Consider the following 13,613-nt stretch of genomic DNA (forward strand, 5'->3'; position numbering starts at 1 on the left):
ATGCCGCCCCTTTGGGATTGGGCTTACTGGCCGGTCTTGATGCGCGTCCAGGTGCGGGTCAGCACTTCCTCGAATTCGGGGTTGTGCGCCGCCATGACGAAGGCCTTGGCGATGGTCTCGGCCGGCGGATAGATGCCGGGATTGGACTTGACCTCATCGGCCACGAACTCGGTCGCGGCCAGGTTGGGGTTGGCGTAGAACACGTAATTGGTGATCGCGGCCACGACCTCGGGCTCGAGGATGTAGTTGATGAACTTGTGCGCATTTTCCGGGTGCGGCGCGTCAACCGGGATGGCGAGGAAGTCGAACAGGGTCGCGGCGCCTTCCTTGGAGATGACATACTGCACTTCGACGCCGGCCGCGGCAGCCGCAGCGGCATCGGCAGCGATGAAGATATCGCCCGAATAGCCCAGGGCCACGCAGGTTTCGCCATTGCCCAGGTCATCGATATACTGGGACGAATTGAAGTAGCGGATGAAGGGCTTGATCGAGGTCAGCAGTTCCTCGGCCTTGAGCAGGTCTTCCTCGGCTTCCGAATTGGGGTCGAGGCCGAGATAGTTGAGCGCAATGCCGACCACTTCGGAGGGGCTGTCGAGCAGGCTGATGCCGCAGGCGGAAAGCTTTTCGGCAAATTCGGGCTTGAAGATCAGGTCCCAGCTGTCGGTGGGCGCATCGGCGCCCAGGATCTCGGTGACCTTGGCGACATTGTAGCCATAGCCGATGGTGTTGATCATATAGGGCACGGCGTGGGCGTTGTCGGGGTCCTGGTTGGCGGCGGTGGCCATCACGGCAGGGTCGAGATTGCCCAGATTGGTCAGCTTGGCCTTGTCGAGCGGCAGGATCAGGCCGGCCTGGATCTGGCGCTCGAGGAAATTGCCCGAGGGCACGACAATGTCATAGCCCGAGCTGCCGGCCAGCAGCTTGGCATCAACGATCTCGTTATTGTCATAGACGTCGTAGTTCACCTTGATGCCGGTAGCGGCCTCGAAATTGGCAATGGTGTCTTCGGCGATATAATCGGACCAGTTATAGACGTTGAGCACGGGTTCTTCCTGAGCCAGCGCTGGGCTGGCCACCAGGAGAGCGCCGAGGGCGAGGACAAGCTTTTGGTTCATGTAACGGGAGCTCCTGTTCGCGTGGTTCTTGGTTTTGGGGGCGCTGCACCTTGTGCAGCTATTGTCGTGATGCTGCCCCTGCCGGGACAGCCGCCGCTGCGGCCGGCGCTTAGCTTTCCAGGCCCGGCTTACGGCCAATCTGATGGTTGTGGATTGCAGAAACCCTGCGCGCCGCGGCGCCCGGCAACTTTACTGAACCGGCCCCGTTACGGGGCGCATAGCGATCTGCGGCGGTGGCGAGATCAACCGGAAACGTGTTCAGTGCAGTGCCCTCTCTGCATTGGAGTATGGGCAAAGCGTAAAGTGAAATTGCCGGGCGGACAAGGGATTTGGATGCGGTATCGGCGGGGGGTTGACGCTGTGCGACAACAAGGCGCAAAACCCGCGCCAACAGGGTCGATATGGCCCGCTTTTCGATCCTTCAGGAAGACCTCATGACCGCTACGGCCTATCTTTCGATCAGCCCCGATGTGCAGCAGGCGCTTGACGCTGGTGCGCCGGTGGTGGCGCTGGAATCGACCATCATCACCCATGGCATGCCCTATCCGCAGAACCTCGAAATGGCCAAGAACGTCGAGGCGGTCGTCCGCCAGCATGGCGCCGTGCCCGCCACCATCGCCATCATGGACGGCAAGTTCTGTGTCGGCGTCTCGGGCGATGATCTGCAGCGGCTGGCGCTGGCCGGCGGCTCGGCGGCCAAGGCCAGCCGACGCGATGTCAGTGCGCTCCTGGTCAAGGGCGCGATCGCCGGCACCACGGTGGCCACCACCATGCAGATCGCGGCTCTGGCCGGCATCAAGGTGTTCGCCACCGGCGGCATTGGCGGGGTGCATCGCGGCGCCGAGACGACCTTCGACATTTCCGCGGACCTCCAGGAGTTGAGCCGCACGCCGGTGGCAGTGGTCTGTGCCGGGGCCAAGTCGATCCTCGATATCGCCAAGACGCTCGAAGTGCTCGAAACCAATGGCGTGCCGGTGCTGGGCTTCGGCACCGACGAGTTCCCCGCTTTCTGGGCGCGCCAGAGCGGCTTTCCGGTCGATCACCGCTTTGACGATGTCGCCGATATCGCAGCCGTGATCGCCAATCAGATCGCTTTGGGCATGGGCGGCGTATTGGTGGCCAATCCAATTCCGGTAGCCGACGAACTCGACCCGGCCGCCATCGAGGCGCGCATTGCCGAAGCCATTGCCGGAGCCGAGGCCGAGGGTGTGTCGCGCAAGGCGCTGACGCCGTTCCTGCTCAACCGCATTTTCGAGCTGACCGGCGGCAAGTCGCTGGTCGCCAATATTGCCCTGGTGGAAAACAACGCCATGGTCGCCGCCCAGATCGCGGTGGCACTGGCAGCCCGCGCCGCATGAGTGGCAGGGTGCTGGTGGTCGGGGATGTGATGACCGATGTCATCGTCATTCCCGACGGGCCGATCATCAAGGGCAGTGACCGGCGCGCCAGCGTGCGCAGTCGACCAGGCGGATCGGGTGCCAACCAAGCCGTCTGGCTGGGGGCCATGGATGCCGATGTGTGGTTTGCCGCCCGGGTCGGCGCCGCCGACCGCAGCATGTATGAGAATTATTTCCGCGGCCGCGGCGTGATGCCGATGCTGGCGGGCGACAGCGAGCAGCCCTCGGGTGTGCTGGTCACGCTGGTCGATCCCGATGGCGAGCGCAGCTTTCTCACCGATCGCGGCGCCAATCTCAACCTGTGCGCGGCCGACCTGAACGAGAGCCTGCTCGATGGGGTGAGCCTCGTCATGGTGTCGGGCTATAGCCTCTTTGCCCCCGGGCCCCGCGCCGCGGTGCTGGGGCTGCTGGCGCGTGCCAAGGCGCGTGGCGTCGCCATCGCAATCGACCCGGCCTCAACCGGCTTTCTCACCGATATCGGCCCGCGCCAATTTCTCGACTGGACGGCGGGCGCCGACTGGATCTTTGCCAATGCCGAGGAGGCCGAACTGCTGACCGGCGCGGCCGGGCTCGAGGACCAGGTGCGGGCGCTGGGGACATGCTTTGCCAATGTCATCGTCAAGCGGGGCCGGCTGGGCGCCGTATTGGGCGGAAGCGACGGGATACGCCTCGACCTGCCCGCGCCCAGCGTCATCATGCGCGATTCCACCGGGGCGGGCGATGCCTTTGCCGCCGGCTTTATCGCCGCCTTTCTTGATGGCCAGGACGAGGCCGCCGCCATGAAAGCGGGCATTGCCGCCGGCGCCAGGGCCGTGCAGGTCATTGGCGGCCAGCCGCAGGAAGATGGCGGGCCGACAGCGCCGGCAGGCTAGCCAAGCGGCAGCGGCGCCGCTAAGCCTTGCGCAACAGGGAGGCATGACATGAGCGGCAAAAAAGTACGGTGGGGCATTCTGTCCACGGCCAATATCGGCCTGCAGAAGGTCATTCCCGGCATCCAGAAGTCGGCGCATTCCGAGGTGGTGGCGATCGCCTCGCGCGACCTGGGCAAGGCCCAGGCGGCAGCCGACACGCTGGGCATTGCCAAGGCCTATGGCTCCTATGAAGAGCTGTTTGCCGATCCGGACATCGACGCCATCTACAATCCCCTCCCCAATCATCTGCATGTGCCCATGACCGTGGCCGCCGCCAAGGCGGGCAAGCATGTGCTGTGCGAAAAGCCGATGGCGCTGAGCGCCGCCGATGCGCAGGCGCTGCGTGCCTGCCCGCCTGACCGGCTGGTGCTGGAAGCCTTCATGATCCGCTTTCATCCCCAATGGGCGCGCGCCCGCGAGATCGTGCGCTCGGGCGAGCTGGGCGAAATCCGCTCGATCAATGCGGTCTTTACCTATTTCAATGCCGACCCGGCCAATGTGCGCAACCAGGCCGATATCGGCGGCGGCGGCATCATGGATATCGGCTGCTACCCGATCACCGCGGCGCGCTATCTGTTCGAGAGCGAACCTTTGCGCGTGGTGTCGCTGGTCGAACGCGATCCGGCCTTCGGCACCGATAGGCTGGCCAGCGTGCTGGCCGATTTCGGCGGCGGGCGGCAGCTGAGCTTTACCTGCTCGACCCAGACCGTGCCGCATCAGCGCGTGCAGGTCTTTGGCAGCAAGGGCAAGCTCGAGGTGATCATTCCCTTCAACGCCCCCGCCGATGAGCGCACCGCCATTACCGTGGATACCGGCGCGCCGTTTGACGGCTCGCTGGCGCGGCGGGAAATCCTGCCGGCGGTCGATCAATATGCCGAACAGGCCGAAGCCTTTGCCTTGGCCGTGCTGGGCCAATCCAGCCTGCCCTGGGGCATCGAGGACGCCATTGCCAGCATGAAGGTTATCGACGCGATCTTTGCCAGCGAAAAGAGCGGCGGCTGGGCTCGCGTCTAGCCAGTCCGGCCCCGCATTGGCTCTTGCCCGGCGCGCGATCTTTCTCCTATCATCGGTCTCGGCATGGGGCTGTAGCTCAGTTGGGAGAGCGCGTCGTTCGCAATGACGAGGTCAGCGGTTCGATCCCGCTCAGCTCCACCAGCCATCGATCAAGCGACAATTTTCATGGTCTGGCCCTTACCCGGCCGGAGACGCGCTTATGGCGGCGCGCAGCGCGTCGGGGTCGACGGGCTTGCTGAGAAAGGCCACGTGTTCGGGGAGTTCGCCCTGCATCGGCGTGCGCGCGGCCGAGACGATGATGATGACGATATGGGGCCAGATGAAGCGGACATGGTTGGCCAGCACGACGCCGCTGCGATTGCCCGGCATGTTGATGTCGGTGACGAGGCCCGCAAAGGTCTCGCCCCGCGCATCGAGCAACGCCAGGGCATCGGCCGTGTTGCCCGCCTCGATCACGTCAAAGCCGCAATCGCGCACTCGTTCCGCCAGTTCCATGCGCGCCAGAGGCTCGTCGTCAACGATCAGGAAGGCGGGGCGCGGCGCAGGCAGGGCGGTGCTGTTCATGGCAGAGGAATGGGGCAGGGCGCGCCGGGGTTCCGCCCCGCCGCGCTAATTGGCTGGCACGGCTGGGGGAACCCCGGCCTAACCGCCACCGGGTGCGGAGAGGCCGGCTTTCATGACGCAGCCGATGGCGACAGGAATCTGCGCAGAATGGGTCGCTGGATGCGGGTTTGCACTTCATAATAACGTTGCAATGGCGTAGTGAAGTCGGCGAGCGGCGCGGTGGTGCGCCGGCTGAGACCCTATCAGGATTTCCGGGAGAGCATATTTGCGTGCACATCGTGATCGCCAGCGCACCCTCGTGCAGTTGCAGCAGCGCCTGGGCGCGTGGGCCGACGAGCTGACCGCCTGGGAGGTGCAGCAGCATTTCCCCATTACCGGCTGGACGGTAGCGGCGCCCGATGCCGCGCCGCGGTCGATCAGCGTCGGCGAGGCCTGGGACAACCGGATCGGCATCCACACCTTCCGCACGACCGAACTGATCCAGGCGCCCCAGGGCAGCGTGATCGAGCTGCGGCTCGATTTCGGCGGCGAGGCCCTGGTGCGCCTCCTCGATGCGCAGGGCAACCGCATCGAGGCCTTCGGTGCCAATCCCTATCATCCGCGCTTTGAGGTCGTGCCCGAGCAGCCCTTCCATATCGTGGCCGAAGTGGCGGCGCGGACACTGTTCGGCATTCCCCAGCGCGATCCCCGGCTGGTCAAGGCCGAGATCCTGGCCTTCCATCCGGCCATCAGGGCGCTGCGGCAGCGCATCGACGTGGCGCGCAATGCCAGCGAGCATGCGACCGATCCGGAGCTGGCGCGGGCGCTGTGCGAAGTGGTCGAGATCGCCATGGTGCAACTGCGCCTGCCCACGGCCACGGCCGAGGTAGGGCCGCGGCTGGCCGACCAGGGATGGGCGCGCCGTATCTGGGAGCGCAGCTTCGAGCCCACCGATATCCCCGCCGCGGTGCCGGCTTCGGCCCTTGAATCGGTGGACGCGGCCCTGGCCGTGTTCGATGACGGGCTGGCCACCTTGCGCAAGGCCTATCCCAAGCAGGGCAAGGTGCTGATCACCGGCCATGCCCATATCGATTATGCCTGGCTATGGCCGCAGCCGGAAACCGTGCGCAAGATCGTGCGCACCTTTTCCAATGTGGAAGCGCTGATGCGCAGCCATCCCGAGTTCAAGTTCGCTCAGTCCTCCTCGATGATGTATCGCCATATCGAAGAGGAAGACCCGGCTTTGCTCAAGGCGATCCAGGCCCGGGTAGCCGACGGGCAGTGGGAGCCGATCGGCGGCATGCTGATCGAATGCGACACCAATATGCCCTCGGCCGAGGCCTTCCTGCGCCAGTTCCTCATCGGCCAGCAGGATTTCCAGCGCTATTTCGGCGATATCAGCCGCACCGCCTGGCTGCCCGACACCTTTGGGTTCACTGGCGCCATGCCGCAGATTATGCGCCATGCCGGCATCGATGCCCTGGTCACCATCAAGGTGACGTGGAACGAGACCAATCCGCTGCCGGAAAACCTCTTCGTCTGGGCCGGCAATGATGGCTCGGAAGTGCTCACCCATACCTATGATGCCTATAAGAGCGAAGGCTATAATATGTGGATGACGCCCGGGGCGCTGTCCGAAGTCTGGGGCAATCACAAGGCCAAGGATCTCACCGATACGGTGATCGCCAGTTATGGCTGGGGCGATGGCGGCGGCGGGCCCGATCCCGAGCAGATCGCTACTATGCCCATCATCAACCTGATGCCGGCCATTCCCCATGTCGAGCACGGCAATATCCAGAACCATCTCGACACCATCCGTGGCGAGCTGGATGAGAGCATTCTGCCGCGCTGGAGCGGGGAAATGTATCTCGAATATCACCGCGCGACCCTGACCACCCAGGCGCGCACCAAGCAGCTTAATCGGCGGGCCGAATTCGGTCTCGTCGCGGCCGAGGCGCTCGAGGCCCTGGCCGGCATGGCCGGCGCCGATGGCACGCCGACGGATCTCGAAGAGGACTGGGTGCTGACGCTGCGCAACCAGTTCCACGACATCCTGCCGGGCAGCTCGATTCGCGAAGTCTATGAGCAGACCGAGGCCGAACTCGAAGGCGTGGTGGCCAAGGCCGAAGCCATTGCCCAAAAGAGCCTGGGCGATATTGCTGCCGCCCAACGGGGCGAGGGCACGCTGCGGCAGGGGCTTGCCGTCGCCAATATTTCCGGCACGGCCAAGCGCCAGTTCCAGCTGGTCTCGGCCACGCCGCTGCCGGAAGGCCTCGGGGCTCAGGCAGTCGATGGCGACTTTGTCGCCTGTATCGACCAGGATTTGGCGCCGTTGTCGGTGTCCTTTGTCGCGGCCAGTGCGCCGGGCCAGGTGACGGCAACGACCAGCCTGCTCGAAAACGCCTTCGTGCGTGCCACGCTGGACGCCTCGGGCCGTCTGGTCAGCGTCTTTGACAAGCGCTGCGGCCGCGAACTGGTCGCAGCAGGCGGCGCCGCCAACAAGCTGATGGTCTATCGCAACGAGCTGCCGCGCACCTATGACGCCTGGGACATCGAATCGAGCTTTGCCCTGGGGGGCGAGGAGCTGACTGCACTCGACAGCCTCACCGTCACCGCCCAAGGCCCGCATCTGGGCGAGATCACCATTGTGCGCAAGCTCAGCGCCAGCACCATTACCCAGCGCCTGCGGCTATGGGCCAACAGCCCGCGCATCGACTTTGTCACCGACATCGACTGGCATGACCGGCGCACCTATGTGCGGGCGGCCTTTGATCTGACCGTGCTGGCCAATGAGGCGCAGTTCGACCAGGCCATCGGCATTACCGGCCGCGCCACGCATAACAATACGACCTGGCAGCAGGCGCAGTTCGAGGCCTGCGGGCACCGGTTTGTCAGCCTGTCGGAAACCGACTGGGGCGCGGCGATCCTGTCATCCGACAAATATGGCTTTTCCGCCAAGGGCAATGTGCTCACGATCAGCCTCGTGCGCGGGCCGATGTATCCCGACATGCTGGCCGATGAGGGAGCGCATCACTTCACCTATGCGCTGCTGCCCCATGACGGGCGCTGGTGGAGCGATGACGTGCAGGCGGAAGCCGATCTCGTGGTCGATCCGCTGCGCTTCGTGCTTGCCGACGCGGCCCAGGCCTATGCCTTCGCGCCCATCGGCTGGCAGGGTCAGAGCATGCGGCTGCATGCGCTCAAGCCGGCCGAAGATGGCCAGGGCCATGTGCTGCGCCTGTCGGAAAGCGCCGGGCGACGCGGGGGCTTTGCCCTGACCTTGCCGGACGGCCGCAAAGCCAGTCCGGTCGATGGCCTCGAACGGGCGCAGGACGACGGGCGGCTCGACCAGTTGCGGCCGTTCCAGCTGATCAGCGCCCGTATCGGGTCGTAAAGCTCAAGCCGCCGGCAATGCCGGCGGCTATTTTCAGGCGCTTGCGGCCTGGTCGTCGGCCAGGCGCTTGAGCTGGCGGTCGAGGCCGACGGTGATCACGGCCTTCATCGCCATGCGGGCCTCGTCGGCATCGCCGGCAGCGATGGCCTCGGCGATGCGGCCATGCGCCTTGACCGTGGCACTCATGGCGGCGGGGTCCTTGATGGGCGAGCTGATGGTGAAGGCAGCCGTCAATGCCAGCTCGACCAGCGTGCTGATTGAGGCCATGAAGGGATTGCCCGAGGCCTCGGCCACGGTGCGGTGAAACTCAAGGTCGGTGCGGGCGAATTCCTCGGCACTCGTGGCTTCGCCCATGCGCTGGGCGCAGGCGATCAGGGCCTGGGCCTGGTCGTCGCTGCGGCGGGTCGCGGCGAGAGCCGCCGATTCCAGTTCGACGCCGATACGGATTTCCGACAGGCTGGCCAGGAAGTCGACATCCGGCCCGGTCTCGAAGTGCCAGGACAGCACGTCGGCATCGAACAGGTTCCAGCGGCGCCGCGGCAGCACGCGGGTGCCGATGCGGGCCCGGGCTTCGATCATGCCCTTGGCGGCCAGGGTCTTGAGGGCCTCGCGCAGCACGGTGCGCGATACGCCGAAGCGCTGCAGCAGTTCGGCATCGGCGGGCAGGATGCTCCCCTCGGGATAATCCCCGCCGACAATGGCAACGCCGAGCAGCCAGAGCACCTGGGAATGCAGGTTGCGCGTGGGGACGCGACCGGCAATCGAAGCGATCAGGTCGCCCGAAGTGCGGTGTCGGGCGGTGTGCGGCGTCATCCAGGATCCTCTCCCAATAGGGGTATTGACCTAAGCATGGGGTCAATAGTGTTACAATATGAAATGGCGCGCGCCGGGCAGATGGGCAGGGGGTGGACAGGCAAGACGGGCTCGGCCAAGGGTAGCGGCAACAGGAGTTTGCCCCCATGAACGAGCCAAAGAGCGATCCCAAGACCGACCAGATTGACGCGGTGCTGAACCATGTCGATGCCGGGCTCGACCAGAGCCTTGAACGTCTCTATGCGCTGCTGCGCATCAAATCCATCTCGACCGACCCGGCCTACAAGGCAGAGTGCCAGCGCGCCGCCGACTGGATCGTGGGCGAGCTCCAGGGCATCGGCTTTGACGCGACGGCGCATGCCACGCCGGGCCATCCGGTGGTCTGGGCCAAGGGGCCCGAACAAGCCGGCCCACATGTGCTGTTCTACGCCCATTATGACGTGCAGCCGGTCGATCCGCTCAACCTCTGGCACTCCGATCCCTTCGAGCCTGTGCTCAAGCAGGATGCGGCTGGCCGCCAGATCATCGTGGCGCGCGGCGCCTCGGACGACAAGGGCCAGATGCTGACCTTCATCGAGGCCTGCCGCGCCTGGCAGGCGGTGACGGGATCGCTGCCGGTCAAGGTGTCGCTGATGCTCGAAGGCGAGGAAGAAAGCGGCGGCAAGAACCTGCCGCCCTTCATGGAGGCCAACAAGGTCGCTTTGGGTGCGGCCGATATCGCGCTGGTCTGCGACACCGACATGTGGGACCGGGAAACGCCCTCGATCACCACCATGCTGCGCGGCATGGTGGCCGAAGAGGTGGAAATCACCTGCGCCGACAAGGACCTGCATTCGGGCATGTTCGGCAATGCGGCGCGCAATCCCAACCAGCTCTTGGCCGAGATCATTGCCAGCCTGCGGGCGCCCGATGGCAGCGTGACGCTGCCCGGCTTTTACGACGACGTCGCCGAGGTCAGCCCCGAGATCAAGGCGCAGTGGGCGGGCCTGGGCTTTGACGACGCGGATTTTCTCGGCGAAGCGGGCCTGTCGGTGCCGGCCGGCGAGAAGGGCCGCAGCGTGCTCGAAATGCTCTGGGCGCGGCCGACCTGCGAAATCAACGGCATGATCGGCGGCTATACCGGGGACGGCTTCAAGACGGTCATTCCGGCCAAGGCCAGCGCCAAGATCAGCTTCCGGCTGGTCTCGAACATGGATCCGGTCAAGATCCGCGCCGCCTTCCGGGCCCATGTCGAGGCGATGATCCCCGCCGACTGTTCGGTGCGCTTTACCGCCCATGGCGGCTCGCCCGCCATTACGGTGCCCAGCGACGGCACCCATCTCAAGCGGGCCCTGACCGGCCTCAGCAATGAATGGGGCAAGCCGGCGGTGATCACCGGCTCGGGCGGCTCGATCCCGGTGGCCGGCGACTTCAAGCGCATTCTGGGGCTCGACACGCTGCTGATCGGCTTTGCCCAGATCGACGACGCGATCCACAGCCCCAACGAGAAATATGACTTGGCCAGCTATCACCGCGGCATCCGCTCCTGGGTGCGGGTGCTGGCGTCGCTGGCGGGCTAGGCAGCACGGACGGCCCCACCCACGATCGTCACCCTCGGGCCTGACCCGAGGGCTTTGCACTTGCAGCGTCTTCCGTCAGTGCAGTCCCCTCGGGTCAAGCCCGAGGGTGACGGCGGTGAATGGACGCATAAGGCGCCTCACACAAACATCAGCGCCAGCATGGCCAGCACGGCCGGCACGGTCTGGATGAAGAGGATGCGGCGGCTGGACGTCACAGCGCCAAAAATGCCAGCCACGGCGATGCAGGCCAGAAAGAACATGGCCAGCTGCCAGGCGAAGCCGGGCACGGGGTAGACGAGGCTCCAGATCAGGCCGGCGGCGAGAAAGCCGTTATAGAGCCCCTGATTGGCGGCCAGGACCTTGGTCTCAGCCGCAAATTCGGGCGTCAGGCCGAAGGCCTTGAGCGCGCGCGGCGTGGTCCAGAGGAACATTTCGAGGACCATGATATAAACATGCAGCAGCGCGATCAGCGCCACCAGCGTGGTTGCGAGGATACTCATGACCTGGCTCATGGCGAGGGCCTTTCCGGGCAGGCGCCGACCGGATTGGTAGCGCGGGGATGGTCCCGTTCCATGTCACGCCGCACCCGGTTCGGGCAAGCCTGCCGCTAATGGTCCTGCTGGGCGTCCGCCATGCCACGCTGCCAGTAGCCGGCGGCCCGGACATAGTCGGGGTTGAAGCCGCGCGCCTCGGTGAGATGCGCGCGCACGGCTCTGCTCATGGCGGCCTCGCCGGCAACATAGGCATAGGCGGTGCCGGTGGGGAAGCGCATGGTCCGGATCCGGTCGAGAATGCGGCTGCCCGTGCCGGCGGCGGCGCCATTGCGATAGACATAGGTGAGCGCGACATCGGCAGCGCCGGCAAAGGGCTGGTGTTCGGAGAGGTTGTCGACCTCGATCACCGCGAGCACGCGGGCGCCTGCCGGCAGTTCGGCCATGCGGCGGGCCAGAGCCGGGATGGCGGTTTCGTCGCCGGCCAGCAGATACCAGTCAAAATTCATTGGGACGATCAGCGAGCCGCGCGGGCCGCCGATGACCAGGGTCTGGCCGATGGCCGCCTGTGCGGCCCAAGTCGCGGCCGGGCCGTCGCCATGCAGCACGAAATCGAGGTCGAGCGTGCCCTTGTCCACGTCATAGGCGCGCGGGGTATAATCGCGCATCTGCGGCCGTTCGCCGGGGGCGAATTGCGCGCCATCGGGGCCGATCGGCACGGCGCGGGGCGCGACGCCGGGCGGAAAGAAGAAGACCTTGATGTGATCGGCATGGCCCGGCGCGGCAAAGCCGGCCATGTCGCCCTTGAGGTGAATGCGGCGCATGCGCGGCGTCAGCGTGGTGACGCCGGTCACTTCGAGCAGGCGCATGCGGGTTTCATGGCGAAGGCGCTGCGGCGCCCGGGGATCGGCAAGCACGTCCATGGTCACTATCCTGATTATTTATATCAGGATTTACGCGGTTGGCGTGACAGATTCAAGGCGTCAGGCGCGCTCGATGCTAACAGTCTGCTAACCGATTGGCCCAATCGGTGAGGCGAGATCGAAGGGACTGCTAGAGCAGACCCAGCATGCGGTCCTGGGCCTGGCGCAGGGCGAAAAGCCGTGTCGTGGTGTCCGGCTGGCTATTGGCCGTGGTCAGCAATTGCCCCTTCTTGACCGCCGCCGTGACCTTGCCGCCCTCGAGCAGGCCGACCGGCACCGCCTTGGCGGCGCGGCTGTCGCCGATGGTCATGGTAAAGCTGCGATAGCAGGTTTCACCAATGGCATCAAAGGTTTCGCCCGGCTTGAGGTCGCGCTTGGCGACGGCGCAGACTTCCGCGACAGGGCTGGGCAGGGGCACCATGTCGGGCTTACCGTGCAGCATGATGCGGGCACAGGTCAGCGGGACTTCAAGGCTTGTCAGATGATAGGGACGGAAGAAGGCATAGTAGGGCCCGTGGCCGATATGCAGATCGTCCATGCGCTCGATGATGCGCTTGTGCTCGGGTTTGACGATGACGAAGACGCCGGGGGCAACGCCCTTGCCGACGGTAAAATCGACCACGCCCCTGCCGTTGAGAATGCCGCCATCTTCCTTTGGAATCAGTACCTTGGCCATGTTGTCGCGGTCGGTATTGGGGCCGTGCATGCCGGGGACATCGGGCACGAGGCCGGTGGCATTGGCGATGGCCGCCATTTCCACCATGGTCTTGGAGCCATCGACGAACTCGACCAGCATGCGCGGGTTCATGTTCCGCCGCAGCGCCTCTTCGCGATAGTCGTCAGGCACGGCATCATGCTTGAGTGGATTGTTCTTGCCCTTGCCGGCGGCAATGATGGGCAGGCCCAAAGCGGTAACGAATTCAATCAGTTCCATGCAGGAGCTGGGCTCGTCGCCGGCGCCCACCGAATAGATCACGCCCAGCCGATCGGCCTGCGCCTTGAGATAAGGACCGATGGTGACATCGGCCTCGACATTCATCATCACCAGATGCTTGCCGTGTTCCATGGCCAGCAAGTCATAGTCGGCGGCAACGCCCGGCTTGCCGGTGGCGTCGATGACGACATCGATATTGGGCGTGGTGACCAGGGTTTCGGCGGAGGTGATGGCGATCTTGCCAGCGGCAATGGCCGCCGTGGCCTGGGCTGGCGTATCGGCGGTGCGGCCCATGGCGTGGTCGCCATAGGCAATGGTCATGGCATCCAGCGCCGTCTGCGGACGGCGGGTGGCAATGGCGGCCATCTCGATGCCGGTCATCAGGCTCATCTGGGTCACCAGATCGGTGCCCATTTCGCCTGAACCGATGACGCCCACCCGGATCGGCTTGCCGGATTCGGCGCGGGCGGCAAGTTCGCGCGCCAGGCCAGTGAGGGCGATGGGGTTGGTCATGGGGGA

11 protein-coding genes and 1 tRNA gene are annotated in these 13,613 nt (G+C 65.2%); 6 read left to right on the top strand and 6 right to left on the bottom strand.

The genetic code is table 11. The features are described 5' to 3' along the window. Positions 1 to 23: 23 nt before the first annotated feature. Complete coding sequence (locus GDR53_RS09965; RefSeq protein ID WP_193334371.1) at positions 24 to 1,115, bottom strand: polyamine ABC transporter substrate-binding protein; 1,092 nt, start codon at positions 1,113 to 1,115, stop codon at positions 24 to 26. Between the two features lie 434 nt (positions 1,116 to 1,549). Here GDR53_RS09965 and GDR53_RS09970 point away from each other — a divergent pair, with 434 nt between their 5' ends. The 4 genes from GDR53_RS09970 to GDR53_RS09985 all read left to right on the top strand — a co-directional run bounded on the left by GDR53_RS09970 (position 1,550) and on the right by GDR53_RS09985 (position 4,578). Continuing rightward, the gene (locus GDR53_RS09970; RefSeq protein ID WP_193334372.1) at positions 1,550 to 2,473 is read left to right on the top strand and encodes a pseudouridine-5'-phosphate glycosidase; all 924 of its coding nucleotides are present in this window, start codon (positions 1,550 to 1,552) and stop codon (positions 2,471 to 2,473) included. Further along, positions 2,470 to 3,384, top strand: a complete 915-nt coding sequence (locus tag GDR53_RS09975; protein ID WP_193334373.1) for a carbohydrate kinase family protein — start codon at positions 2,470 to 2,472, stop codon at positions 3,382 to 3,384. Before GDR53_RS09970 ends, GDR53_RS09975 begins: the two co-directional genes overlap by 4 nt. 48 nt (positions 3,385 to 3,432) lie before the next feature. Continuing rightward, positions 3,433 to 4,437, top strand: a complete 1,005-nt coding sequence (locus tag GDR53_RS09980) for a Gfo/Idh/MocA family protein (RefSeq protein WP_193334374.1) — start codon at positions 3,433 to 3,435, stop codon at positions 4,435 to 4,437. A gap of 65 nt (positions 4,438 to 4,502) precedes the next feature. Continuing rightward, positions 4,503 to 4,578, top strand: a tRNA-Ala gene (locus tag GDR53_RS09985). 36 nt (positions 4,579 to 4,614) lie between these two features. Here GDR53_RS09985 and GDR53_RS09990 read toward each other — a convergent pair. Next, positions 4,615 to 5,001 (bottom strand): response regulator, encoded by a 387-nt coding sequence (locus GDR53_RS09990; protein WP_193334375.1) that lies wholly within the window; start codon positions 4,999 to 5,001, stop codon positions 4,615 to 4,617. Positions 5,002 to 5,266: 265 nt separating this feature from the next. Here GDR53_RS09990 and GDR53_RS09995 point away from each other — a divergent pair, with 265 nt between their 5' ends. Beyond that, positions 5,267 to 8,374, top strand: coding sequence for an alpha-mannosidase (locus GDR53_RS09995; protein WP_193334376.1), 3,108 nt, complete (start codon positions 5,267 to 5,269; stop codon positions 8,372 to 8,374). A gap of 33 nt (positions 8,375 to 8,407) precedes the next feature. Here GDR53_RS09995 and GDR53_RS10000 read toward each other — a convergent pair whose 3' ends face one another. Beyond that, a complete protein-coding gene (locus GDR53_RS10000; protein ID WP_193334377.1) occupies positions 8,408 to 9,187 on the bottom strand; it encodes a FadR/GntR family transcriptional regulator in 780 nt (259 codons plus the stop codon). Positions 9,188 to 9,333: 146 nt separating this feature from the next. Here GDR53_RS10000 and GDR53_RS10005 point away from each other — a divergent pair, with 146 nt between their 5' ends. Then, on the top strand, positions 9,334 to 10,746 hold the full coding sequence (locus GDR53_RS10005; protein WP_193334378.1) for a M20/M25/M40 family metallo-hydrolase: 1,413 nt from the start codon (positions 9,334 to 9,336) through the stop codon (positions 10,744 to 10,746). A 137-nt stretch (positions 10,747 to 10,883) separates the two neighbouring features. Here GDR53_RS10005 and GDR53_RS10010 read toward each other — a convergent pair whose 3' ends face one another. From GDR53_RS10010 to GDR53_RS10020, 3 genes are all read right to left on the bottom strand, one after another. After that, on the bottom strand, positions 10,884 to 11,246 hold the full coding sequence (locus tag GDR53_RS10010) for a DUF1304 domain-containing protein (RefSeq protein WP_193334379.1): 363 nt from the start codon (positions 11,244 to 11,246) through the stop codon (positions 10,884 to 10,886). Positions 11,247 to 11,353: 107 nt separating this feature from the next. Next, positions 11,354 to 12,160 (bottom strand): siderophore-interacting protein, encoded by an 807-nt coding sequence (locus tag GDR53_RS10015; protein ID WP_193334380.1) that lies wholly within the window; start codon positions 12,158 to 12,160, stop codon positions 11,354 to 11,356. Positions 12,161 to 12,290: 130 nt separating this feature from the next. After that, a complete protein-coding gene (locus GDR53_RS10020) occupies positions 12,291 to 13,607 on the bottom strand; it encodes an NAD(P)H-dependent oxidoreductase (protein ID WP_193334381.1) in 1,317 nt (438 codons plus the stop codon). Positions 13,608 to 13,613 lie beyond the last annotated feature (6 nt).

It is taken from the genome of Devosia beringensis, assembly GCF_014926585.1.
Taxonomy (GTDB): domain Bacteria; phylum Pseudomonadota; class Alphaproteobacteria; order Rhizobiales; family Devosiaceae; genus Devosia; species Devosia beringensis.